At 49.7% G+C, this 25433-nt stretch carries 20 protein-coding genes and 1 tRNA gene; 12 read left to right on the top strand and 9 right to left on the bottom strand.

Going from position 1 to position 25433, the window contains the following annotated elements; translation table 11 throughout:
• Positions 1-129: 129 nt before the first annotated feature.
• The 4 genes from ACIS_RS03675 to ACIS_RS03660 all read left to right on the top strand — a co-directional run bounded on the left by ACIS_RS03675 (position 130) and on the right by ACIS_RS03660 (position 7771).
• The gene (locus tag ACIS_RS03675) at positions 130-1719 is read left to right on the top strand and encodes a peptidoglycan D,D-transpeptidase FtsI family protein (protein ID WP_012880852.1); all 1590 of its coding nucleotides are present in this window, start codon (positions 130-132) and stop codon (positions 1717-1719) included.
• Positions 1720-1818: 99 nt separating this feature from the next.
• Positions 1819-4599 carry a PD-(D/E)XK nuclease family protein gene (locus tag ACIS_RS03670; RefSeq protein WP_238523254.1) on the top strand — a complete coding sequence of 927 codons (2781 nt, stop codon included), beginning with the start codon at positions 1819-1821 and terminating at the stop codon, positions 4597-4599.
• A gap of 305 nt (positions 4600-4904) precedes the next feature.
• A complete protein-coding gene (locus ACIS_RS03665; RefSeq protein ID WP_238523253.1) occupies positions 4905-6242 on the top strand; it encodes an MFS transporter in 1338 nt (445 codons plus the stop codon).
• A gap of 215 nt (positions 6243-6457) precedes the next feature.
• Positions 6458-7771: an MFS transporter gene (locus tag ACIS_RS03660; protein WP_238523252.1), complete on the top strand. Its 1314-nt coding sequence runs from the start codon at positions 6458-6460 to the stop codon at positions 7769-7771.
• Positions 7772-8090: 319 nt separating this feature from the next.
• Here the strand turns inward: ACIS_RS03660 and ssb are convergent, their stop codons facing one another.
• Positions 8091-8594, bottom strand: coding sequence for a single-stranded DNA-binding protein (ssb, locus tag ACIS_RS03655; protein ID WP_012880848.1), 504 nt, complete (start codon positions 8592-8594; stop codon positions 8091-8093).
• Positions 8595-8797: 203 nt separating this feature from the next.
• On the opposite strand from ssb, the gene ACIS_RS03650 reads away from it, so the two are divergent.
• The 5 genes from ACIS_RS03650 (at position 8798) to dnaA (ending at position 14654) form a co-directional block, all read left to right on the top strand.
• Entirely contained in the window at positions 8798-10180 is a 1383-nt protein-coding gene (locus ACIS_RS03650) for a malonyl-CoA decarboxylase (RefSeq protein ID WP_012880847.1), read from the top strand.
• A gap of 12 nt (positions 10181-10192) precedes the next feature.
• On the top strand, positions 10193-11650 hold the full coding sequence (gene gatB / locus ACIS_RS03645) for an Asp-tRNA(Asn)/Glu-tRNA(Gln) amidotransferase subunit GatB (protein ID WP_012880846.1): 1458 nt from the start codon (positions 10193-10195) through the stop codon (positions 11648-11650).
• Between the two features lie 418 nt (positions 11651-12068).
• Positions 12069-12142: transfer RNA gene (locus ACIS_RS03640), tRNA-Asp, on the top strand.
• A 52-nt stretch (positions 12143-12194) separates the two neighbouring features.
• Positions 12195-12998, top strand: a complete 804-nt coding sequence (gene fabI, locus ACIS_RS03635) for an enoyl-ACP reductase FabI (RefSeq protein ID WP_044051808.1) — start codon at positions 12195-12197, stop codon at positions 12996-12998.
• 240 nt (positions 12999-13238) lie between these two features.
• A complete protein-coding gene (dnaA, locus tag ACIS_RS03630) occupies positions 13239-14654 on the top strand; it encodes a chromosomal replication initiator protein DnaA (RefSeq protein WP_012880845.1) in 1416 nt (471 codons plus the stop codon).
• Positions 14655-14779: 125 nt separating this feature from the next.
• Here the strand turns inward: dnaA and ACIS_RS03625 are convergent, their stop codons facing one another.
• Entirely contained in the window at positions 14780-15769 is a 990-nt protein-coding gene (locus ACIS_RS03625; RefSeq protein ID WP_012880844.1) for a hypothetical protein, read from the bottom strand.
• Positions 15770-16005: 236 nt separating this feature from the next.
• Here ACIS_RS03625 and nadD point away from each other — a divergent pair, with 236 nt between their 5' ends.
• Both nadD and ACIS_RS03615 read left to right on the top strand, forming a co-directional pair.
• The gene (gene nadD / locus ACIS_RS03620; RefSeq protein ID WP_012880843.1) at positions 16006-16554 is read left to right on the top strand and encodes a nicotinate (nicotinamide) nucleotide adenylyltransferase; all 549 of its coding nucleotides are present in this window, start codon (positions 16006-16008) and stop codon (positions 16552-16554) included.
• A gap of 235 nt (positions 16555-16789) precedes the next feature.
• On the top strand, positions 16790-17500 hold the full coding sequence (locus ACIS_RS03615) for a pyridoxine 5'-phosphate synthase (protein WP_041651556.1): 711 nt from the start codon (positions 16790-16792) through the stop codon (positions 17498-17500).
• 830 nt (positions 17501-18330) lie between these two features.
• Here the strand turns inward: ACIS_RS03615 and ACIS_RS03610 are convergent.
• The 3 genes from ACIS_RS03610 to ACIS_RS03600 all read right to left on the bottom strand — a co-directional run bounded on the left by ACIS_RS03610 (position 18331) and on the right by ACIS_RS03600 (position 20281).
• Complete coding sequence (locus ACIS_RS03610; RefSeq protein ID WP_010263991.1) at positions 18331-18606, bottom strand: HU family DNA-binding protein; 276 nt, start codon at positions 18604-18606, stop codon at positions 18331-18333.
• Between the two features lie 209 nt (positions 18607-18815).
• Complete coding sequence (locus ACIS_RS03605; protein WP_012880841.1) at positions 18816-19688, bottom strand: DNA polymerase III subunit; 873 nt, start codon at positions 19686-19688, stop codon at positions 18816-18818.
• Positions 19688-20281: an L-threonylcarbamoyladenylate synthase gene (locus ACIS_RS03600; protein WP_010267410.1), complete on the bottom strand. Its 594-nt coding sequence runs from the start codon at positions 20279-20281 to the stop codon at positions 19688-19690. The genes ACIS_RS03605 and ACIS_RS03600 overlap by 1 nt, the downstream gene beginning before the upstream one ends.
• Before the next feature lie 766 nt (positions 20282-21047).
• Between ACIS_RS03600 and coaE the strand changes: the two genes are divergently transcribed.
• The gene (coaE, locus tag ACIS_RS03595) at positions 21048-21719 is read left to right on the top strand and encodes a dephospho-CoA kinase (RefSeq protein WP_238523251.1); all 672 of its coding nucleotides are present in this window, start codon (positions 21048-21050) and stop codon (positions 21717-21719) included.
• A 47-nt stretch (positions 21720-21766) separates the two neighbouring features.
• On the opposite strand, the gene thiC is transcribed toward coaE, so the two are convergent.
• The 4 genes from thiC to ACIS_RS03575 form a co-directional block, all read right to left on the bottom strand.
• Positions 21767-23569, bottom strand: a complete 1803-nt coding sequence (gene thiC / locus ACIS_RS03590) for a phosphomethylpyrimidine synthase ThiC (RefSeq protein WP_012880839.1) — start codon at positions 23567-23569, stop codon at positions 21767-21769.
• Between the two features lie 44 nt (positions 23570-23613).
• Positions 23614-24240: a Smr/MutS family protein gene (locus ACIS_RS03585; protein ID WP_012880838.1), complete on the bottom strand. Its 627-nt coding sequence runs from the start codon at positions 24238-24240 to the stop codon at positions 23614-23616.
• 104 nt (positions 24241-24344) lie between these two features.
• Positions 24345-24734 (bottom strand): DNA-directed RNA polymerase subunit omega, encoded by a 390-nt coding sequence (gene rpoZ, locus ACIS_RS03580; protein WP_041651238.1) that lies wholly within the window; start codon positions 24732-24734, stop codon positions 24345-24347.
• Between the two features lie 346 nt (positions 24735-25080).
• Positions 25081-25404 carry a helix-turn-helix domain-containing protein gene (locus ACIS_RS03575; RefSeq protein WP_012880835.1) on the bottom strand — a complete coding sequence of 108 codons (324 nt, stop codon included), beginning with the start codon at positions 25402-25404 and terminating at the stop codon, positions 25081-25083.
• Between the last annotated feature and the right edge of the window lie 29 nt (positions 25405-25433).

The raw sequence follows: 25433 nt of genomic DNA, 5'->3' as shown, positions 1-25433 counted from the left end.
CATGGCAGCGATGGGTAAAAAGTGAACAACTATAAGGGCTTACGCGTATAGATTATTGTGATTCTAAAATTAGTTGATGCAGCCAAGCGTAGCGTCTAACCTTCGAAGGTTTTAGTTGGGAAGTTCAACATGGACCACGTGGGGCAAATTTTTGACCGCTGTGAATTGCGGAATGAAACCCTTAATAAGAGTAAAAAGCGGCTTCTGTGCGCTACGATTCCTTTCGTGGTCTTTTTTATTATCATAACATTTAGGTTGATAACGCTCACGGCTGTGCCGCACGAGGAGATCAAACCCGCGGTGAGCAAGAATGCGCAGCCTAAAGGTCGGTTCACTATACTAGATCGCAATGGTGAAATACTTGCGACGGATATAGCCACGGTGTCGCTTTCTGCCGATACGACTGTGATGTCCAATCCTGAATTGGTGATAGAAAAAGTATCGGCCATTCTGCACGATGATAGTGAGCGTATACGCAGGCTGCTGTCGCCGAAGAAAAAGTTTATTTGGATTAAACGTGACATAACTTCCACAGAAGCGGCAGAGATCAAAGAGGCGCGGTTGAAGGGGCTACACTTAACGCAGGAAGTCAAGCGCGTATATCCGCACAACAACTTGCTCTCTCACATACTAGGCTATGTTGACCCGGATGGTAGGGGAATTTCAGGTATAGAGAGATATGCAGACATATTCGGTGTGCAGGGCGACGTCAAGCTGTCAGTAGATGTTAGAGTGCAGAATGTTGTAAGAGAAGAAATACTGCGCCAGATGGAGAAGTATAACGCGGCTGCGGGGATTGGGATCGTAATGGACGTGAGGAATGGTGAAATCCTCGCTGCAGTGAGTTTGCCAGATTTTGACCTCAATAACCGCTCAAAAGCCGAAAACTATCAAAAATTTAACCGAGTGACCTTGGGTGTGTATGAAATGGGTTCTGTGTTTAAGCTATTCACGGTAGCAAGCGCCATAGACTCCGGCAAAGTCTCAGTTGAAGATACGTATGATGTCTCACAGCCTTTTATCATTGGCAGGTACAAGGTCAACGATATGTACAAGTCGCGCAGCCCGGTGTTGAGCGTGAGAGAAATTTTTGCGCAGTCTTCAAATGTAGGTATGGCAAAAATCGCCATGGATTTGGGTAAAGACATTCAGCTGGAGTACTTTGAGAGGATGGATTTGCTGTCAGATTTGGGCTTGGAAATTCCGGAGGTGGGGTTCCCAATTTTCCCCAGAGAGTGGGGTAACAGCACCGTTGCTACGGCTTCGTACGGATATGGAGTTGCAGTTACTCCGGTGCACGTTGTGCAGGCTGCGGCTGGGCTCGTAAATGACGGCATCATGCATGATGCCACGCTTATCTTCGGAAAAGGGACGGAGGGTCGGAGAGTAGTGAGCAGCGAGACATCGCGCAAAGTTAAGCAGCTACTGAGATTTGCGGTTGAACGCGGGACTGGCAAGCGGGCAAACGTCAAGGGATATCTGGTTGGAGGGAAGACGGGATCGGCGGAGAAAGTCATGGATGGTAGGTACCGCAAGGACGCAAACTTGGCATCATTTTTGGGTATATTTCCCATTTCTGAGCCGAAATATGCGATCATGGTGATGATTGACGAGCCCAAAGGCTCAAAAGTTACGGGTGGTGCCGTGTCTGCGCCGGTTGTGGGGAGAATAATAAGTAGAATGGCCCCCATACTGAGCATTGCTCCGGTGGCGGGATAGTAACAGGGTTTCCCTCGCTGTCACACGGCTGCGTAAACATTGTGCCCTGGAGCGGTCTCGCGTAACATGTGCGCTAGTGTGTTTGTAACACTCAAGCTTATGAACGCCAGGGTTTTGACTGTACACTGCAGTGAATCGTTTGTAGAAACGGTTGCACGGTATGCGATTGCGCACCGGATAGACGCAGTAGTAGTGCCTAGTTCGACGGATGCACAACTACTCAGCCATGAAGTATCCAAGCTTACGGCACATGGCGCCAACCTCGACATTCTGGCATTTACAAGCGTTGATGGGTGTGCGGCCACCGCTTACGATGCCTCTATGAGTGCGGCAGGGCAACTTTTACTGCTGGCCCAATTTGTGGCACAGTGGAACGCCGCCCACCGCGCAGATTACCCGCTACAGATAGCAAGCGAGCTGTCGCTCCTATTGGATGAATTGCACACAAATTGTGTGGGGCCGGATGCATTGCAAGTTTTCGGTGATGATGAGCTTTCCGGACGCTGTCGCATGGTCGATTTTTTGTGCGATCTGGTGCCGTGGTGGGAGCAGGAGCGTAAAAGCTGCGGCTTGGCCCCATCGGGGTGCGGCATTGGCCCACTTGTAGAGGGTTTTGAGCGGTCCGGCAGGAGGGTTATGGTGGCAGGGATTGTGTTTGGCAAAATATTTACACGCTTTCTCCGGCTGCTCATGCACAGCGTTTCGGATGCCGTAATTGTGCTCCCGTACGTTGATCTCGGGCTTTCTGATCGTGAATGGCAAACTCTGCACAGCGAGCATTACCAATACTACGTCATGCAGCTACTGAAAGATCTTGGCGTTGGTAGAAATGAGGTGGAGAGGCTTGGCCAAGTTAAGGTGAATCACGTAGTTGAGCGGCTGTTTAATTTTGAGCTAACCAGTCACCTGGCAATGGACTATGGCACTGGGAAGGATATTGAGCTCATTGCGTGTTCCTCTGAGGCCGAGGAGGCTGTTAAAGTTGTGGAAATTCTGAAGTCATGCACAACAGAAGCACACTGTGGTGCGAAGGCCGAATTTTCCCGTATCAGTGGATGGGCTGCGAGTGCAAAGCCCACTCAGACGGCGGTCGATGTTGATAAGGACACAATTAGATTTTTGGAAGGGAAGAGCGTCACGTTTGTTGGGAGTGACTCGCTCGCTGCCAGGGTAGATGCGCTGTTGCGTATTGGTGCGAATTATTGCGATTATGACGAGATAATCTCCGCGCTGGTGCTGTGTTCAATTGAGGTAGTGGTTTCGTCCGGGGATGCGGTGCAGCTGCTGTGTATGCTTAAGCATCCACTAGTGAGGCTTGGATACGATGCTGACGAATATTGCAAACTGCTGGCCGAGTTTGAAATTAGAGTAGTGAGAGGACACTCGGCTACAGGCTTTGAAGCAATAGGCAGTGCCATTAGGGAAGAGTTTCAGCAGTTGGAAGAATTTTGGCGCAAAGTTGTTGAAGCAATATCACCGATGATTAATGTGCGCGAAGGCTCCACGATTGGTGAAATAGCTGCCGCGCATGTTCAGTGCCTAGAAAGATTGATGAACAAGCTAGACACCAGTGAATGCACGCACGCGCTGAATAAAATATGCACATTTTTTTCCTTGTTTGATAACTATTGCATGGGCGTGGCGGTATTTTCTCTGACGAGCTACAAAGAAGTGTGCACTCTATTGGTACGGGCCTTCTTTACGGTAGAGCGCAACAAATTGTTTGGGGTCAATCTTGCGACCAGAGACGCTGCGGTACTCGCGGGGTTCAGCGAAGCCGAGTTCAAACCACGCTGCAGCCACCTACTTAACAACTGGGCGCGTGAAAGATTAGGCCTGCCTCTTTTGGAAGAGTACTGTGGGCGCATGATGTATGTGTTGTACAGCTTTTTTTATGCAAAGAAGCTTCGCATTACGAAATCAGCTAAAAGCTTTGGCGTGGCGGTGGCAGAGCCGATTTGGATTAGATATCTCACTTTTCTACTAAAAGATCGTACCGAGCGCTATGCAGCCACCCAGGCTGTTGTCGGTAGCAATGTCGTTACCGATCCGTATCGTGCATCGGCCCCCAATCCTGGGTTGGACGTCAGAAAAAAGGCGATGTCTGTTCTTACTGCAAAGGCTGTAGACACCCTGATCAGCAATCCGTACGTGTTCTATGTACAGTACATTTTGAAGATGTTTCCCACCAAGACTGTAAACACGCAACATTTAGTGCGGGGTTTCAACATTATTGCACACAAGATCCTGCGTGAATATCTAGTGAGCATTGGAACGGAGGCTGGAGATTATAATCTTCTGTTGGAGATAGCAAAGCGTCAGTTTGATGCCATTGCCGTTACCCATCCGTACGCGCATGTGCTATGGTGGCCGAAGTTTAAGGAGATGGCGCGTAACTTTTTTGTGGTAGACAGTGAACGCAGATCCGCAGCCTCCCGTACCGAGTCGGGAAAAAGTTTTGTCTGGCACGTAAGTGAAGAAATACAAGTAATCGCCCGGTGTGATAGGGTAGAGTATATGAAAGATGGCAGCGTTATGGTTGCGTGCAACAAGGTTGGCGCGGCGCCTTCTAAGGCTGACATGCGATGTGGATTTGCGTCAAGAGCCATAGTAGATGCTGTATGTGTTGCGGAGAGTACCGGAGCGAACGTGGCCTCTTTCGCGTATTGGAAAATAGCCCCGTGGACAGTTGAAGTGGTGCAGGTGGAGGATTGTGCCGAGGTTATACATGCTGCAAAACAAGGTTTCAAGGAACTCTTGCTGCGATATGCAGAGCGAATGACGCCATTTTCACCCCGGGAAGACTTTTCTACCTTTTCTGCATATGAGCTTCTGTCAAGAATACGTGGAGGCGTGCTGTGCCCAAATGCTGAAGCGTGAAGGGTTAGACGCATCAGTTGTGTGCCACACTTGGTGGCGATATCACTTGAGCGCACATATCTCTCCTGTGCTCGTTCTGTAGAATGCCGAAAATGGCTTCGTGCCAAATCTGCGTCAGAAAGTGGTGATCCGTAGTAGCGGGTTTACTGTTAGCAGCATAAATGCCGGGGTGTAAGCTGCTTGTTTTTCGCGGTAGATGCGCGTATTGTGTGCGCTGCCAGGTGTGGGGTGTGCCGGATGAAAATTATTTGAATACCCGTACCCCCTATGCTAAACTGGTGAGCTGCCACGTGGTGTGCTGGTTCGTGTACAAACTCTGGAAAAGAATTACTGGCCTGGACGAGGCTGTGCTCGCCGTGCTGCTGTGCGTGGCAATAGAGTATTATGACTTTGCAGCTTACACGGCGCTCAACTCTACAATTAGCAAAGTGTTTTTCTCGCAAGGCGTTTTCCTGTCTGGCCAAGGAGAGGACTCCACGTACCTGTCCACGCTTGTTGGTTTTTTAGCCTTTGCAGCTGCTTTTGTCGCACGGCCGATGGGCGCAACAGTGTTCGGTTATTTGGGCGATAAGATGGGCAGAAGGCTGGCGCTCAACATCTCTGCTGGCATGCTGATAGGGTCGGTCTTCTGCATAGCGATCCTCCCAACTCCCGCTACTTGGAGCCTTTCCCCCATTGTACTTATTGTGTTGAGGATTATTCAGGGATTATCATACGGTGCGGAGATAGGTGGCACTGTATTGATGGCCGAAAGCGTTGATAAGAGCAAGGTGAAGACGGTATGGGTGGTAAGGTTGACATTTTTTAGCGTCGGGATACTTATAGGCACATTTGTGCTGAAGGCATGCGAGGCCACTTTTACGGAGGCCCAGATGCACGAGTGGGGGTGGAGAATTCCGTTTTTAGTTGCGGGTGCAGTTAGCTGTGTGCTTCCTTACCTCCGCTCTAAAATTCACGAAAGCCCAGATTATGTGAAATATAGAGCAACTGGGCGTAAGGAAAACATTCTCAAATCTCTACTGCAAAACGCTGGGGGAGTGCTGCTGGTGCTCATGATGAGCTCGCTTGCCTCTGGGTTTTTTTATCTATCCATGGTCTACATGGACTTGAGTCACAGGTCAAGTATCTGGGAGTATTCGGTTGTGTTATTACTTATGATACTTGCGAACTATAGCAGCCTGCTTGTGTCTGATGCTAACAAGCGAAGGAGTTACTTTTTGGTCCTATTGGCCTTTATAATAGTTACGACGTATCCAATTGTACACTTCATCTATAAGGGTGACGTGACGGCCCTTATTGTGTACCACGTAATGCTTGGCACGTACATAGGATGGTGTATACCATTTGTTGTGCTAATTTTCCCGGTGGGTGCGCGGCAGACGTGTTTTTCGATTCCCTACAGCGCGGGGTACCTTGTGGGCGGGTTTTCCCCGGCGATTTGTCTGTGGTTTTCTCATGCTACCGGGTTCGACAATGCCCCAGCATTTTACCTGATCTCCTTCGCCGTCATAGTCTTCGTGATGGTTGCGCTTTTCCTGCGAGTTGAAGGTGGATCATACAAGTTTGCATTTTCCAGAAGAAGGGGGGGGGGGGAAAGTAACAGCCCCGCACCGGAAGCTTATGGGCTGAAAGCACGCACCTGAGGTTTTATAGATGCGGGTGGTGATGCGTACGCCTAGCGCGTCTTGTGCGCTTTAACCGCGTGGGCACTACACCGAATGTGTCAGAAAATGGCTGTGTTAGGTGCTATTAGCGCCCCTGCTGCTTGTTTCCGGTAGATGTGCTATTGTAGCAATATTGTTTGAGCACATACACCCCCTGTGCTAAACTGCCGGGTTACCCCATGGTGTGCTGGTTCGTGTACAAACTCTGGAAAAGAATTACTGGCCTGAACGAAGTTGTGCTTGCTGTGCTGCTGTGTGTGGCAATAGAGTATTATGACTTTGCCGCTTACACAGCGCTCAACTCTACAATTAGCAAAGTATTTTTCTCGCAAGGTGTCCTATCTGGTAAAGGAAATGGTTCCACGTACCTGTCTAGGCTTGTAGGGTTTTTGACCTTTGCAGCTGCTTTTATCGCACGGCCAATGGGCGCAACAGTGTTCGGTTATTTGGGTGATAAGATGGGGAGGAGGCTGGCACTCAATATCTCCGCTGGCATGCTGATAGGGTCAGTCTTCTCCATGGCGATCCTTCCAACTCCTAAAACTTGGAGCCTTTCCCCCATTGTGCTTGTCGTGCTAAGGATGGTTCAAGGTCTCGCATATGGTGCGGAAATAGGTGGCACTGTGTTGATGGCTGAAAGTGTTGATAAGAGCAAGGTGAAGACGGTATGGGTAGTAAGGTTGATATTTTTCAACGTTGGGATACTTCTGGGCACAGTTGTGCTGAAGATATGCGAGGCCGCTTTTACGGAAGCCCAGATGCACGAGTGGGGGTGGAGAATTCCATTTTTGGTTGCGGGTGCAGTTAGCTGTCTGCTGCCTTACCTTCGCTCTAAAATTCACGAAAGCCCGGATTATGTGGAATATAAAGCAACTGGGCGCAAGGAAAACATCCCCAAATCTCTGCTAAAGAACGCCGGTGGCGTACTACTGGTGTTCACGATGAGCGCGCTCGCCTCTGGGTTTTTTTACTTATCCATGGTTTACATGGACATGAGCCACAGGTCAGGTATCTGGGAGTATTCGGTTTTGTTGTTACTTATGACGCTTGCGAGCTGCAGCAGTCTGTTTGTGTCTGATGCTAACAGGAGAAGGCGCTGCTTTTTGGTCTTGTTGGCCCTTATAGTAGCTGCGATATATCCGGTTGTGCACTTCATCTACAAAGGCCACATGATGGCCCTTATTGTGTACCATATAATGCTTGGCGCGTACGTAGGATGGTATGCACCGTTTGTTGTGCTAATTTTCCCAGTGGGTGCGCGGCAAACTTGTTTTTCAATCCCCTATGGTGCCGGGTACCTTGTAGGTGCGCTCTCCCCCGCTATTTGTCTGTGGCTTTCCCATGCAACTGGGCTAGATGCCGTTCCGGCATTTTACCTGATCTTCTTCGCCGTCATAGTCTTCGCAATGGTTGCGCTTTTCCTGCGGGTTGAAGGTGGATCGTACAAGTTTGTGCTTTCCGGAGAAGGGGGGGGGGGGACGGAAGTGGCTGAGGCTGAGGGTGCCTGAGGTTTCGTAAATGTGGTCCTGCTGCACACTGGACGCGTTATGGAAGTGCATCCGTAGCAGGTTTACTGCCGACCCGCTACTTACAGCTTTTTCGTACCCTGCAAATATCTTTTCGAAGTTGCCTTGCACATCCCTTGCATTGTAATTTAGCTGCGCAATGAAGGCGCCAGCACTGCTCTCCATGAGTTTCCAGCATTCCTGCCGCTCTAATGCGGCAGAAGTGATGCCACGCCCGGGCACCTACACAGCTGATTAGCGCCTAGATTAGCTCCTAATACGCTGGTTGCAGTCCAGCCACTAGCTGATGCGGGCTATCCTCTCAGAAGGGTATTTCGTCCATGTCTTCGTCCGCAAAGCTGGCCTCTTCGACTGCGGCGTCTTCAGGTAGGCCGACATCCGCCGCACACATTCCAGGCTCTTCGTGCGGGTCTACAGCGTTCTGTAATTCATCCGGTGTAGCACCACCTCCCCTAGGATCAAGCAAACAGAGTGCTGAGTTAAACCCCTGCAGCACCACCTCTGTAGTGTACCTATCGTTGCCGTTCTGGTCTGACCACTTCCTAGTGCGCAACGAGCCTTCTATATAGACCTTACTGCCCTTGCGTGCGCAGGTCTTCACAACGCGAACGAGCCCCTCACTGAACACGACTATGCTGTGCCACTCCGTCTTTTCGGTGCGTGCCCCAGACGCCTTGTCTAGCCAGCTCTCAGAAGTTGCCAGGGAAAAACTTGCCATTTCTTTGCCATTTTGCATAACCCTAACGTCTGGGTCTTTCCCCAGATGCCCAATCAGGATTACCTTATTAACACCAAGCGAGGACATATATCCGAACCGAAGTACCAGAAGTGCGCACAATCTTAACCGTGTAAGGTATCCAGTTCAAGCTTTTGTTGTGGGCCTCACCCGTACGTCGGGGTCATAAGCGCGGTTGGCACGGATTATGCACCATAACGGGCGAAGTATAGATGGACGGAGTCTGCTAAATGTTATAAAACTGCAAGGTTTGTATTAGCCTTCTAGCTTGCGTGGAAAGCTCGTTGCTCAAGATAAAGCATAGAACACTTAGCAGTGTGGCAAGGGTCGTCGGTGAGGTGACCGATGTTGTCATGTCCTGGGTTGGCAACATAAGTAGCGATCTTGCCAGAAGCCAGGATATGGACAAGCTTCTTGGGAAAATGCAGGAGTGTGTTAGCCCGAAGGGTGGGGAAGTTAAGGCGAGGCACAATACTATATCCCTTGGAAATCTCTACCTGCACCTGTCTGATGTGGGCAAGGCCAAGTTTCTGCGTATGTTGAATGACCAGTTCAACTCCAGTAAGGAAGATATAAACCGCAAGATCAGTGCATATGTAAACAATAGTAACGCAGAGCTCGAGGAAAAACTTAAGTTCGAGCTCATCTCAGTTTTGCTCTCTCCCAGGTTGGCCATTCTTAGGCAGTTTATGTCTCTGTCGGAGGGAGTGAAATTTCTTGTAGATATGCGGGCCGATGTGGTTACGCTAATCAGAAAGGGAGAAGATTTTTTCGCGCTTGAAAGAGATTTAAAGAGTGTACTGTCTTCGCTGTTTGATGTTGGCTTGTTAGATTTGCATCAAATAACCTGGGATTCTCCGGCATCACTACTGGAAAAGCTAATATTCTACGAGGCGGTGCATGCAATATCCTCCTGGGATGATCTGCACTACAGGTTGGATTCCGACCGTCGGTGTTTCGCATTTTTTCACTACAAAATGCCGGGGGAGCCGCTGATATTTGTGGAAGTTGCCTTGGTTGACACTGTGGCGGACAACGTGCAGGCACTGCTGGATGGCAGCATCCCTAAGAAAGATCCTGCCGATGCCAAGGTTGCGGTTTTCTACTCGATCTCAAATACTCAAGTTGGTCTGAGTGGGATTAATCTGGGAAATTTTTTGATCAAAAGAGTGGTTGAGAGGCTTTCTTGCGAGTTTCGCAATATAAAGACCTACGTGACGCTCTCTCCCGTGCCTGGGTTTGTGCAGTGGCTCAAGAGCCTGACTCGGGATGAGGTGGTTATACTACAAAAATTGGGCATTACGCACACTCTTGGTGAGGTACAATCACTTGTGGGCAAGGTCAGTAAGTATGGGAGCTTTGCTCTACCAATACAGGAAATGTTCCTAAAATTGTGCGCCCATTACCTGGTCAATGAAAAGAAGGGCAACAGAGTATTAGACCAGGTCGCGCACTTTCACCTCAGCAATGGCGCGTCGGTTAAGCGGCTAAACTGGATGGCTGATAAGTCAGAAAAGGGACTAGCGTGTTCCATGGGCATTATGGTAAATTACTACTACGAGATTGCCAAAATTGATGACAATCATGAGTCGTACGTTGTGCACGGGAAGGTGATTGCTTCCAAGGAAGTGTCGGCCTTGTTGAAAAAGGGTTGATGTGGGGCGAGTGTGGCGGCAAATACTGGGATAATTAAGGGAAACACCCACGAGTGGGAGATGGTTATAGGCCTTGAGGTGCATGCTCAGGTTATTTCAAATAGCAAGCTATTCTCCGGAGCCTCTACGGGTTTTTGTTCCGAGCCCAATACGCAGGTAGCGTTGTTTGACGTGGCAATGCCGGGTACTTTGCCGGTGCTGAACGCCCGTTGTGTGGAGCAGGCGGTTAGGACCTCACTGGCGCTCTCTTGCGAAGTTCACAAATACTCGGTTTTTGACCGAAAAAATTATTTTTATCCTGATCTTGCATCTGGCTATCAGATAACGCAATTCTACTTCCCAATCGCAACTGACGGGTATATCACACTTGACGAGTGTTGTAGTAAGGACGTCAGGATATCCAGAATCCACCTGGAGCAAGATGCCGGTAAGAGTATGCACGTTGGGGATAAAACCTACCTAGATTTTAACAGGGCTGGGGTGGCCCTGATGGAAATTGTGTCTGCACCCGATTTTCGATCTCCGGAAGAGGCTGCTGAGTACATCAAAAAACTGCGTATAATATTGCGCGCAATAGGGACTTGCGATGGCGACATGGAAAACGGTTCCTTGCGTTGTGACGCGAACGTTTCTGTCAGAAAAGTTGGTGATAGCAATCTGGGTGCGAGGTCTGAGATCAAAAACCTCAATTCTATCAAGCATCTGGCCCAAGCAATAAGGCATGAGGCGTGCAGACAGGTGGAGGTGCTCGAGAGCGGTGGGGTAGTCAGCCAGAGTACCATGTTGTTCGACGTTGATACGTGCACTACCAGATCTATGCGCGAGAAGGAGGATGCATGCGACTACCGCTATTTTCCAGACCCGGATTTGTTACCGTTGGAGCTCACTACGGCATTCATTGACAATATACGCGCGTCTCTGCCTGAGCTTCCGTCGGAGAAGAAGCGTAGGTATATGCAAGACATCGGCCTATCACGGTACGACGCGGATATTTTGTCTTCGGACAAGGACGTGTCAGCATATTTTGAGTCTGTCGTAGCCAAGCACGCCCCGGATTTGGCCGTGCCGTGGATCACTGGAGAACTTTTTGGTGCGTTGAATAAACGTGGGTCAAGCATTGCGGATTCACCCGTAAGCGCGGGACGTCTGGTGGAGCTGTTAGACTTGGTTGCTGATGGCACAATATCTGGGAAAATGGCCAAGCAAGTTTTTGCGTTGATGTTTGAAACAGAAAAATCTGCCTCCGATATAGTGCGTGAGCAGGGCTTGTGCCAGATCACCAGTGAAGAAACTTTGGCCCCTATAGTGGATAGAATAATAAGTGAGAGCCCCGATGAGGTTGCGGAATATAGGCAGGGCAAAACAAAACTTTTGGGGTACTTTGTTGGGAAAGTTATGAAGGAGACCAACGGTCAGGCAAACCCGGGGCTTGTGAATACATTAATAAAACGCCGACTTGCCGAGGACTGAGTGCGTACTGCCACCTTTCGATTTTTTGGTGCTTCGGTACGCACTTAACCGCGTGCCATTTTGAAGGTTTCGGTGTGCTACTGTGGGGCTATAGCGTCTTGTGCTGCAATACTGGGGTGGTATTTTAACGCTGTACCGTGCACAATTGCTCTTCTGTAGCTTACTGTTGACCTGCCTGTGATTGCATCGTAGCTTCACAGGTGCACTGCCTGCGGTATTTAGGCGGTATGCGCCTCTTGTCTGTATGTTTTGCTCAATGCCTGCTTGCAATGGGCTGCTATGGGCCGCTTTGCGCTGTATCGTACTCGTAGTATTTATCGCAAGAGGTGCGTGTTATACAATGTTCCGCGATCCGTGTGCGCGGCAAAACTGTGATTGACAACGGATTTGTAAGACATTAGCATTCTGCTTGGCTTGTGGGGGTGTAGCTCAGTTGGTTAGAGCGCAAGCCTGTCACGTTTGAGGTCGCGAGTTCAAGTCTCGTCACTCCCGCGTCGATGTGTTTTTGAGAGTTAGTGGGTTGTCTGTGCATACCGGTGGGCTGATGCGTGGCAAAAGAGGTGTGATTATTGGCGTTGCGAATGACCGGTCCCTGGCCTGGGGCATAGCTAAGGTTGTTTGTGAGCATGGCGCCGAAGTTGCATTTACCTATTTTTCTGATGCTTTAAAGAAAAGAGTAGAGCCGCTTGCTGAGTCCGTTGGCTCTAAGTTGGTCATGCCGTGTGATGTTTCTGATCATGAGTCCATTGATAGCATGTTTTCCGTGCTTGAGAGGGAGTGGGGCAGCATAGATTTCATAGTCCACGCAGTAGCTTTTTCTGACCGCAATGAGCTTCAGGGTAGGTACATAGACACCACGCTGGATAACTTTTTGCTGTCTATGCATGTCTCCTGCTATTCCTTAACTGCCGTCGCCCGCAGGGCTGAGTCTATGATGGAAGGTGGGGGAAGTATTCTAACTCTCTCTTACTACGGCGCTGAGAAGGTGGTTCCCAACTATAACGTGATGGGTGTTTGTAAAGCGGCTCTTGAGGCCAGTGTCAGGTACCTTGCGGTTGATTTGGGCAAGAAGCAGATTAGGGTGAATGCGATATCTGCTGGCCCTGTGCGTACTTTGGCTGCTGCGGGCTTGGGCGGGTTCCGTTACATATTGGCTTGGAATAGATATAATGCTCCCCTCAGACGTAATACCAGTATCGAAGAAGTTGGAGGTGCCGCTATGTACCTGTTGAGTGATTTGGGTAGGGGGACTACCGGGGAAGTCTTGCATGTGGATTCTGGATATCATGTTGTGGGAATCAAGGATGCTGATGCTCCAGACATAACTCGCGTTAAGGATGAAGTCTAGGTTTGAGCGTTGCCCTTTGCATGTCAAGGGGTTCTAGTTTTGGGTGTGTGTTGTCCTTCGTGTATGGTGCATGGGTTGCTTACTGTTGGTAAATGTGCAGCAATTGGCGCGCATGGGTGCCGTGCTACGCTCTACTGCCGTCAAACTCTTTGTGGGGGCGTTATGATGCGATAATGCTCTGTGCGTTTATTAAGACTTATGTGACACAAAGTAGGTGGTGTATTATTTGGGTTTGGCTTTATGGTTGATGTATCCGAAACTACTGAACGCTGCGTGGTTCACAAAAGGCAGGGGCAAGATGGAGGCGATGCGGCATGGCGCGGTGTTCAGAAAAAGTTGCGGGATTTTTACGGGAGTGCAATATACGATAGTTGGCTGAGTACGTTAGTGTACTCCGGCAACGAGAACGGCCGGGTCGTGTTGCTTGTACCCACCAGGTTTATCAAGGAGTGGATCCTTGTGCACTATCTGGAGCGCATCCTCAAGTATTGGCAGGATGAGAGCGATGCTGTCTACTCTGTGGATATCTGCGTCAGTGATGGTGCAGGTATGCAGCCGCAGCCAACTGAGCGTTCCGATGGGGTGGTAGATGGCTCACACGTGGTAGTGGTGGGCGGCACCTATGATCACCTAAGTTCCCCCCTGGATCCGAGGTTTACTTTTGACAATTTCGTCGTTGGCAAACCGAATGAATTGGCGTTTGCTGCTGCTAGAAGGGTTGCAGAGTCTTCTGCCCCCATTCCTGGAAGTAATCCGCTGTTCCTATACGGGGGAGTGGGGTTAGGTAAAACGCACCTCATGCATGCCATAGCGTGGTATATACTCAACTCTTCTGTGAAGCGGAAAATCGCGTATCTCTCCGCTGAAAAATTCATGTACCAATATGTTACCGCACTGCGGAGCAAGGATATCATGCTGTTCAAAGAGCAGTTTCGCTCGGTCGATATCCTCATGGTTGATGACGTACAGTTCATCAGCGGGAAGGACAGCACACAGGAGGAGTTCTTTCATACCTTCAATGCCCTAATAGACCAGAATAAGCAATTGGTGATTTCTGCGGATAGGTCCCCTAGCGATTTAGACGGCGTTGAGGACAGAATAAAATCCCGTTTGGGGTGGGGGTTGGTTGCCGATATAAACGAGACCACCTTCGAACTGAGGCTTGGCATCCTGCAGCTTAAAACCGAAAAGATGGGTGTGCACGTGCCCAACGAAGTTCTAGAATTTTTGGCCAAGAACATAAAATCCAACATCAGGGAGCTAGAAGGCGCGCTGAATAAGGTTGTAGCCCATTCTTCTTTGGTTGGTAGCAGCGTTACAATTGAGTCTGCCAGTGGCATACTGTCTGATTTGCTCAGGGCAAATCACAGGTTGGTTACTGTTGGTATGATTCAAAAGAAGGTGGCCGAATTTTTTGGCATTAAGCTCGAGGATATGTATTCCGCGAGAAGATTGCGGGCCCTGGCCAGACCGAGACAAGTTGCTATGTACCTGGCGAAACGGCTCACTCAGAAAAGTCTGCCTGACATCGGTAAAAGCTTTGGGGGGAGGGACCATGCAACGGTTATCCATGCCGTGAAGCAGATAGAAAAGTTCATGGAAGATGACGCCAAGCTTGCTGACGATATAAATCTCCTGATTCGCATGCTCAGATAGCTGAGTGATAATATTGCCACTCCTTGTGATTGTTGTGTGGCCAGTGCCGATTACGACGGGACGGTGGGCCGGTGTCTAGCTTCACCTACTGTATGGTGACAAACAGCAATGTTACTCGCCCTCTACTAGCTGCTACGATTTCTGAGGTCTGTATTGACTTCAACTGCGGATTTCTTACGCTCCTCCCTGAGTGCGAATGTTTCATCCGCCTTACGGTCCTTCAAATCTTGCCTTGGCTCAGCCTCGGAGAACATCCTTGGGGTGGTAAACCCGCCCAACGGGTTGTGTATCCCGGCGGTGTCTTTCTCATCAGCAGTTATTGTCCTCATTGCTCCCACTACGGCAAGGGCGGCCTGTATCGGGAATAAAGCAGCCGCCATTCCCCCGCTGCCGACGACACATAGGGCGCACACGAGCATAGCCGCGCTTGCTCCTTTGCTCAGAAGTTCGGTACACACCACATCGGAGCTTCTTGGAGGCTTCTTAGTCTGTATCATGTTCTGCACGAACTTCAGCGCGCTTTTGGCCATGGCCCCTATGTCGCCCTCGCCTCCGACAGCTTGCTTCATCCTCTCTGCCATAGACTCCGTGAAAGAGGCTTTTTGTCCGCTATATAGCGCCTCGCGTTTGCGTTGTACTTCTTGCAGTTCATCTTCGGACAATGTATTGGCGATGTTAGACGCCACATCAACGAAGGCAACAAGCTTCTGAAAATCCTCATCGTCCAATGAACGTACATAATCTGTGGGAGTTTTTAACTGTGCAAGCTTGTGCATCGCCAGCGCCAGATTAAACCTGGCCTCATTGTCATCTTGAGGTAGCTTTGAGTCAATGTATGTGCGGAGAGCCGCGGCTTTTGTGTTGCCGAATGCGCTTTCGATTGTGGGCTCTATCACATTTTTCAAAAACTTATTCTGCGCAGTTCCTATAGCTGCCTGTCCTGCTTCTGAACGTGCAAGCTCATTTAAGTATTGCATGCTACTGATGCTGTGGTCCCGTTCACGTACAAGCTTTTCAAGCTCATCAGATATGGCCTGTTCAACAGCCTTGTCTACCTTGCTGTTTACAGTTGTACATGCTGCAAAAACCCCTTCCGCATCCATTAAGGCCCGCATTGGTATACCTCCTGCTTAACTATGTGTGACACCTAACCCGCAAACGCGACACGAAGCGGCTACCGGAGAGGCCATACGACTGAAGTTGGAGAGTTATACAAACCCCTGCCTAAGGCTCCCGCGCAACACGCAACACGCGCGGCCAACGAAGTGAGTGTAGGGTTAGCACAAATGTATTGCAACCGAATTAATTATGATCTTGAATACCGACGTGCCGCCATTGCAGAAGGTACTTTGTGGTAGTTGGGATATTTGGGGGGTCGTTCGATCCCCCGCATGAGGGGCACTTGCACGTCGCGAGCGAGCTGGCAAAACTACTGCGGCTTGATGCTGTGTGGTGGATTGTGACGGTCAACCCTCAAAAATCGAAGAGTGCCCACAGTTTGGCAGATAGGATATCCATGGTCGAGCGCATTATTTCGGGCCGGATGGACATGAAGGTGATGTGTGCGGGTAGTCCGTACAGCTATGAGGTGGTCACAAACTTGCAGAAGAGGTATACACAAACCAGGTTTGTGTGGATAGCAGGCTCTGATACCTTGTCAACCATGCATAAGTGGTACAGATGGACGGAGCTTTGCAAGTTGCTACCGATGGTTTTGCTGGAGCGCCGAGGTTATGTGTATAACGTCTTAAGAATGCCATTTGCGGTTTACATGGAAAATGAGCGCGTATCAGATTTAAAATTCCTACTCAAGCGGCGCAGAGGGTGGAGTATTGTCAGGTGGAAGGTTTGCGCTGCATCTTCTACGCAAATCAGGAGGAGTGCGCACCAGTCCGCGTAGTATGTGTGTAAAGCTGCAGTTCGATTTGTGTTAGCCACGCGACAGGTGAACTTGCTATAAACAGCGCGAGACGGCCAAGTGTATATATGTTGCAGCAGGGTAAAATGCTGCAACATGATGCCACTGCGGAGCACGGAGCTCGAGCACCATGTTGATATGCGTGACAACATAATTGTGTAAAATTGCATGGTTTTGCTTTACCATTGTCACCGCATGCGGTGTTGGGGAGAATGTTGTGCAGCTTGGCGTTAATGTCGATCATGTGGCTACCTTGCGCAATCTTAGAGGCACTACCTATCCTGACGTTGTGAAGATTGCCAGTGAGGCTGTGGAATGTGGTGCAGATTTTATCACTGTTCATCTCAGAGAAGATCGCAGGCATATAAAAGATGGTGATGTTTTTGCGCTGAAAAGGCACCTAGCGGTTCCTTTGAATCTTGAAATGGCTGCCACACGTGAGATGCTGGAGATTGCAAAAGAGGTGGCGCCGCAATATGTTTGCTTGGTTCCAGAAAAAAGGGAAGAAATTACCACGGAGTCTGGTATTGACGCGAAGGGTGCCTTCGATGCGCTTGCACCTGTTGTATCAGATTTGCGGCGGAGCGGTATTGGCGTCACTTTGTTTATCGAGCCGGAGGAGGAACAGGTGGATTATGCGAAAAAATTGTGCGCGGATAAGGTGGAACTACATGTGGGGGCTTATTGTTTAAATAAGTCACAGAGCGAACTTGAAAAAATAGCCTGTGCAGCGGCCTATAGCCATGCACAGGGGATGGAGTGCCATGCTGGGCATGGTATAGACTACAGCACTGCTGCTACGATAGCCACAATTAGTCATGTGTCCGCACTTAATGTCGGGCATTTTTTGATATGTGAGTCTTTACTGCACGGAGTCGGGAGCGCGGTTCGGAATATGAAAAAAATCATTTCAAGACACAGCGCCTAATGCACCTCCTGGCGGAACATGTACACGTCTGGTACAGTGAAAAGCTGGAGGGGGAATGAGGTAGCACTTGTACACCTGGAACTGAAGAAGTGTAGGACGCTATTTCATGCCTCGCGAGCCGGGGGCACGCCTGAATTGCGTGGCCGGCTAATGCCGATCTGCGAGTTCGGCACTAAGTTATGTGAAGAACGTACACCTAGACAACGACGGCCACATTCCGATTCAGGATGAAGTACAAGGCATCAACAAAGGCGACAAAGAGCCACAACTGCATACGCCACTGCAGGCGCGCAACAAGCAGCGGTGCGCCATTTACGAGTATGCAGACTACAACGTAAAGTGCGAACAGTGGAGTAATGATGACTTCCTGTTCAGAGCAGAGTGCAGGGCACCTGCAAAAGCAACACACGCCGCAGACGGACTAACCACCCCCGCCACGCAGACGCACGACAAGCAACAACGTGCCACCCACCAAGAACGCAGGTCGCAGCGCGAACGGAGACAACAAGGCAGCACGGAACCCACGTGCGCCACAACAAGGAACGCCCGAGAACTACGTGCAGGCCACGACACAACAAGGGGCGATGCAGGCCCCCACAACGCGAACGCGCCTAACCAGCCAAAACCGCCACGGAGGCCCACGCCCAAAACGAACGACAGCACGCCACACACGCCCACACAGAAGCACCGGGACGGACCCCGAACCAACCACCCGACAAGACGCCACGGGCAACACAAACTAAGAAACAAGCTCAAAGAAACACACACACGGAGGAAACCGCCCCCAGATCGTCACCTACAACAAACAAAAGGCAAGCGCAGCAGTGTCTCTACACATTTACCGTGTCCAACAACTTTCTACTAGACCTGAACCTCACCCTTCTTTTTGGAGGTAGAGTTTCAAGACGTCCAGTCTTGGGATTGTGATACTTCTTCTCGGCGCACTGAATAACGTGCAGCGTGCCAACGTTGTGAAGACGGATGGAATGGTTAGTTTCCAGCGCAGTCTTAACCGCTGACATAACCACATCGTAGGCACTGCTCGAATCTTTCTTTGTGAAGCCCAGATTTGACATCAATGCCCTGACTATGATCTCCTTACTCATAAGTAAAACCCCTAACTTGACATAAGTTAATTGGACCTAGGATATTAGGTTAGTTCGTATAGTCAACTAAATTTGTCGCTATTACCTAACGCATTGTTAAGTGTCGGTGACTTTATGTAATAAACGCAGGGCATATACACCATACTATCGGTGCCGGCACTGTGTGTATACAAGCTCTGGTAGCGCATTTGGGAATATATTAATCCTTTTTATCCTATAGACGCACTATTGGTCGCTATTTCTAAGACTCTGAAGATAGTAACATCCCTTTGGAGGTGCATGGTGCGTGCTGCACGGAATATTTCCTGGGCTTTGTGATATCTACCTAGCATATCTGTCACGGTGCAATCGTCACGCTGCTCATCTTTCGTGCCCGCGTTTACAGCATCGCAGATAATGTCTGATATAGCCCTCAGCACGATATATTCTACCTTGTGTAGCGGTAGATCTGTTTCTAATATGCTTCCAATGACTGAGGGGTTTGTTTTATGTATTACCGAAATAAGGTTTTCGTATAGCAATATTTCCTTTTCTATATCCTCCGTAACCATACCTGGAATTCCCGGATATATGCGTGTTATTTTATCGCTTAGCTGCTGCATATCGGGAAAATTGCTATCAATCACCAATTTCGTCTCCTCATGACTTAGCTCATGCAGCGGTAGTATCACGCATCTGGATTTAACAACTACCGGGACGCGATGTACGTTATGGCTAATAAGCAGTATCAACGAGCCCGCGGGTGGTTCCTCCAGGGTTTTGAGCATTGCGTTGGTGGAACTTACGCTTAAATCATCAATGCTATCCACTATTACCACTTTACGCTTAGACCTTATAGCGGTCATATGCAAAAAGCGCCTCATTTCCCGGACCTTATCCACGCTTATTGGCTCAGTGGCGTTATCAATGAGCATGACGTCTGGGTCTGACTCTAATTCTACGGAACCTGTCACATGCTTGGCAAAGGCGCGAGACAACCTGGACTTTCCTATACCCCGCCTTCCGCATAGCAGCCACGTCACAGCGCTGCTATTCGCGAGCAGAGCGCGTTTTTGTGCGGCGTGTCCTATAACTGAATCCATTACGATGTTCCCCCGCAAGACCTAACAATACCAGCAATTTTGTGCTCAGAAAACATGCCGATTCTCAATACCTTACGCGATTGTACATCGAAGACTGTAGAGCACATGCCACCAACTGCAGAATCATCTTCCATAAGCTCTGACACACAGTCACGTATTTCCTGTGGGATTTCCATAGCGCGTCTTGCACCCGGCATCCCAGACAGATTTGCGCTGGTAGCGGCTACCGGCCCTCCAAACTCTTCCAATATTGTGCGGGCCATTGCGTGGTCTGGTATCCGCACGCCAACGGTACCTCTAAAAAACTCACCTGGCAAACTTTGGGTGTCATGCAACGGCACCACAAACGTGACTGGCCCGGGCGATAGGCGCTCGATTATACCCCAGTCCTCGTCCTTAAGTGAGGCAAATTTTCTGATCGCGGCCAAGCTATTCAGCAGTATGGGTATGGGCTTGTGATATTGGCGCCTCTTGATTTCATATAGCCGCTGCACGGAATTTGCGCTCAATGCGCTGCATGCCAGGGCGTATAGAGTATCGGTCGGGAAGCAGACTATCTGCTCTTTCCTCAGTGCTTCAACAACTCGCTGCATTTTACAACATTACAACACAAACCTGGCATCGGTGAGATGTTACTGCACCGCTTGTCCACGAAAAAACCAGCCACGGGTACAGCACTTTAGTGGAAAAATGCACGCTTTTCAACATGTGACCGGGCCGCACTTGCACGCCGCACACACGACCATTGATGATGTTGCCTATTAGATTATACGAGCAACCAAAAACCGCCTCGGCCGCGAGGGCTCATATCCTTGATGTTACAACAGGTACGCACTAATGCTCAACTGTGTGGATGCAAACCAGTTGCATGGGTCCAGGAATTTGTTGCGTGTTCCCACCAGGGCCACTATGTGCGCCACACTGTCACACCTCACGGTTACAACGATTACAACAGGTGCAGCACGTCCTAGATGCTTACAGATTCGTTCAATAATTCAAAGTAACATGCGTTTTATATCGCGAAAATAGCTTCGTGCATCCCCATGGTGTGGGACCAATCTCTGCGCTTATTTAACTGTGCCCCATCGAAGATTTACATAATGCCTCCCGTCCGCGGTTAGCCAGTTATGCACGTTTGGCTGCTGTAATGTCTGGCAAACTTTTGGCTTAAGGGCGCACTCCTCCTGGGCTATTGCGCCGAAAAGATGTACTTAGATTCAAACGCTGCCACGGTCCAGGACTGCTTAGGGGCTCCATCGGAACGCATGCGGTTATGGCAGTTATGGCATAGTAGCGCGTTATGTCTAGTGTGCTATGCGTCTGCTGTGGTATATCGGTACTGTAATGTATGGTGCTCATATGATAGTTTTTGGGCTTAGTGGAGGCGCGGGTTCAGGTAAGAGCACGGTGGCTGCCATGTTTGCCCAATCTTGCAACGCTGCCGTTTTTGATGCCGACAAAATTGTACATAGCATGTATTCCGGTGATGCTACAATCACTGGCTTGGTAGCCAAGTATTTCCCTGATTGCATATGCAACGGGGTGGTTTCTCGGGAGAGGCTGTCCAAGCATTTTTTTTCTTATGGCCCATTGTGGCTGGAATTTCAGTCCATTGTGCACTCCATTGTGTTGAGGCAACAACGTAAATTCATTCTGGAGCAGAGTAAAATAGGGCGCGATTATGCGGTGTTGGATGTTCCTTTGCTGCTGGAGGCGGGATTCTGGCGATGTTGTGACTTCGTTATAAATGTTGACGTTCATAAATCCCTGCAATGGCATAGACTGAGGCAACGTGGCCTTTCGGAGCGAGAGATAGAGTTTTTACTCTCTTTGCAAATGCCGCGCGGGAGTAGGCGCAACTTTGCCGATTTTTATGTAAATTGTGGTGAGCGCAAAGGAGAGGTACTGAAGAGCGTACTGCAAATTGTAGGGAGCTTAAATGCCGGCAGGCACCGCTTCCAAGTTGCGAGGAAAAAACTCGCGATGCGCAGCACGCTGGACCGGCACGCGTCTACAATGGCTTCAGCCTGACGCCTGCTAGCAATTTTTCGATACAGCGGCTTCCTCGCGACTGCAGCCTATTGGTCTACCAACTCTTTGCTCAGTTTCATTGAGCAAAATTTCGGCCCACACATGGAGCAGAAATTTGCAGTTTTGCCTCCCTTGCCGGGCAGGGATTCATCGTGTAGCGACTTTGCAGTTAATGGGTCTAGCGAGAGATTGAACTGATCGTACCATCGGAAATCAAACCTTGCCTGGCTCAGCGCGTAATCTCTAGCATAAGCGGATGGATTTCCTTTTGCCAGATCGGCGGCGTGTGCTGCAATTTTGTAGGATATCACCCCCGCTTTTACGTCATCAATATTCGGCAGCCCCAAATGCTCTTTTGGAGTTACGTAACACAGCATTGCAGTGCCGTACCACCCGATCATCGCTGCGCCTATAGCACTAGTGATATGGTCATAACCCGGTGCTATGTCAGTCGTGAGCGGGCCGAGGGTGTAAAATGGTGCCTCGCTACAGAGGTGCAGCTGTTTTTCCATGTTCTCTTTTATGAGATGCATGGGCACATGTCCGGGGCCTTCAACCATTACCTGGCAACCATGGTGCCAAGCCACCTTGACCAGCTCCCCGAGGGTTTTCAGTTCCAGAAACTGTGCTTCATCGTTCGCATCGTCTATGGAGCCGGGCCTCAGCCCATCTCCTAGAGAGAAGGCAACATCGTAACTGCCCATGATTTCGCAGATCTCATCAAAATGTGTGTACAAAAAATTCTCCTTGTTGTGCGCTAAGCACCACTGGGCCATAATAGCGCCGCCTCGGGAGACTATTCCTGTAACCCGACCGCGGGCATGCTTGATGTAGTCTTTCAGTACGCCGGCATGGATGGTAAAATAATCCACGCCTTGCTCCGCCTGTTCTATTATCGTCTCTTTGAAAACCTCGAAACTCAGATTCTCAACAACCCCTTTTACCTTGTTGAGTGCTTGATATATAGGCACCGTCCCTATGGGCACTGGGCTGTTTCTTATTATCCATTCTCTGATGTTGTGTATGTCACTCCCTGTGGACAAATCCATAACTGTGTCCGCTCCGTACGCGACGGCAAGCGCCATCTTTTTCACTTCTTCTTCAATGCCGGAAAGCACAGCTGAGTTCCCGATGTTGGCGTTTATTTTGACCAGAAAATTCCTTCCAATTACCATGGGTTCGGATTCTGGGTGATTAATGTTTGCCGGGATTATTGCCCTTCCTGCTGCTATCTCTTGCCTCACAAACTCCGGAGTGATCTCCTGGTGCGCAGCAGCACCAGTTTCCGAGGAACCTACCTGCATGCGAAGCGCATTTTCACGAATAGCTACGTATTCCATTTCTGGTGTTATAATGCCATTTTGGGCATAAAACAGCTGTGTGACCGGGCTACCCCCGGCAGTTTTCCGCAGGACATTCTCTGCTGCTTTTTGATACCTAGTGCATGAACTACCACTGGGAACAAAACTCCTTTGGACGGGGGAGGTATCACGCCTGTTTTCGATCCAAGTGCTTCTTAACTTTCGTATGCCAGACTTGATATCCAGCTTGGCCTCGCGGTCAGTGTAGGGCCCGCCTGTATCGTACACAAGAAACTCAGACATTCCGTTTTTTATGGCAACCTTACGCATTCCAACATTAACGTCAGAATACAAATTCCCACGCACGTACACTTTAGAGGATGACGGATATACTCCGGAATAATCCATAAAAAACCTAGAACCCGGGTGGAGTATATACCCTTTTGCATCGAGGCACAACACCCCTATGGCAGGGTGCCCATCTTTTTTAGGTTGTGAACAGCGATGAGTATCACACAAGTGGGTATGGTGTATATTGCAGGGGTGCACGCCGCCTTTCAGGCATGCCAGCCGGGTTTAGGATAGAACAGGCGTCACGCCTTCTTGTTTGTTCTCAATAGGATATAAAATGCGCCTTTTCCCCCATGTGCGGGAATTGCCTGCCTGTAGTAGAGCACCATATCAACTATGGAGTCCAGCTGTAACCACCTGTGTAAATTGCTTTTGATGCTGTTATTGCCGGAATTTTTGCTTCCCCATCCTGTGATAACGCGTATGCACCTGTGCCCAGATTGAAAACTGCTCTTTACAAACTCCACCAGACTATCACGTGCGGAGGCCTCGCTGTGTCCGTGCAGATCTATGACCTTATCTATCGGATACTTTCCCCTGTCAACTCTAGCCTTGGTTCCGGCATCTATACTGGAAAACAACCCAGACTCTTCTGTGCAGGCATACAGCCCACCCGGCGATACACGCCTCCGGACTTGACCCCCGACTGCCACGCCCTGGGTTGTGACTGCACTCACTTCTTGGATATGCACATGCTCACTGCATCCGCCCACACGGCCCATAGGCCCGCTTCCAGACCTGATCGCGCTCACCAACTTCTTGCCAGCGGCTCCCCCCTTACTTCCGGTGATGGGGCGAGCAAGCTCAGCAACAGATTTCCACCACCGATCATCATCAAGGCCAAAACCATCCAGCTCACGTTTATCCATGATGGGTACCAAACTCGCTAAGCACCATCTCGTGCAACTGGCAAAGAGACAAAAACCCCACACCAGCGATCTGTACGAACCGCTGGGCGTACGTACGTTGCTTGCTAAAAGCCCTCCTCGCCACCTCCTGAGAGGAACTTCTCCTGATCAAGGAATGCGGAACTGGGATCTTTTTCCCTGAAGCTCTTACCTATCTCTTGGCCCGGCGCGCTCTTGGAAGATACTTGACTGCGCGCAGCAGCAAGCTCCCTCGCGTTGGTAAACTCTTCAAGATACTTTTTGCACCTATTTACTGCCAGCCTAAAAACTGCAGCGAGGTCCAGCTGTTTGCCAACTATCTCGCGCAGGGCAACCACCGTGTTTTTGTCTCCCCTGCGTGCAACCGCAGTGCATGCCCCTGAGCTTAGCTCATGAGCCCTCTGGCTGGCTAGGATCACCAGTCTGAATCTATTGCCGTCGTGACAGGTAAAATATTCAGAATCCCCTTCCTGCATTCTATACCACAAATGTAAAACACCTTGGCTGGATTATACCGGTCCATTACCCATGTTGCAACACAATACCTTGCCATAAAGGCCATGCTAGCAGCACTGTGTAAGGATGCGTGCTCTAGCTGCCGCACGGTTGTGTTGGGTGTCGCAGGCTTTAGCACACCATGAGGGCTGGGTGGAATGTATGTGTCATTACTAATGCACACACGGGCTGTTGTTTTATACGACGCACCACCGACTAATCGTGACTCGCGCCTATGTAGGAAAATGATACTATTGATCCCATCAGGAGGTAACGCTACTCACAGACGGGCACTTGATTGCTACGCAAAGGAGAGACTTTCACGCATTAGTAGTCGTCTCTCGACAGTACTATCAAGTTTATTGCATCTAGGTTGTCTGTGACTTGTTCTTCCGTGTTTGAGAGCCCAGTCTTTCTCATTGAGACTGAAAGTTCTATCTTGCAGTGCAACCTGAGTAGGAACACCAGCAGTCTTTCTAGGGAGAAACCTGCTGCCTTGCCGTTAATTATCTGGGAGACTTTTGGTTGATCCACCCCGAGCACCTTAGCCGCAGCTATCTGGTTCCACTGACTTTTGTGTATGATTTCCTTTATTATGCCCAAGATTTGAGGCTTTATCTTTTGTCCATTGGGTGCATGCTTTTCTATCATAGAACTCTCCATCCGGTACTTGGAATTTA

Source organism: Anaplasma centrale str. Israel (assembly GCF_000024505.1).
GTDB classification, from domain to species: Bacteria; Pseudomonadota; Alphaproteobacteria; order Rickettsiales; family Anaplasmataceae; genus Anaplasma; species Anaplasma centrale.
The sequence above is the reverse complement of the archived record's forward strand: the minus strand, read 5'-3'. Positions and strand labels throughout refer to the sequence as shown.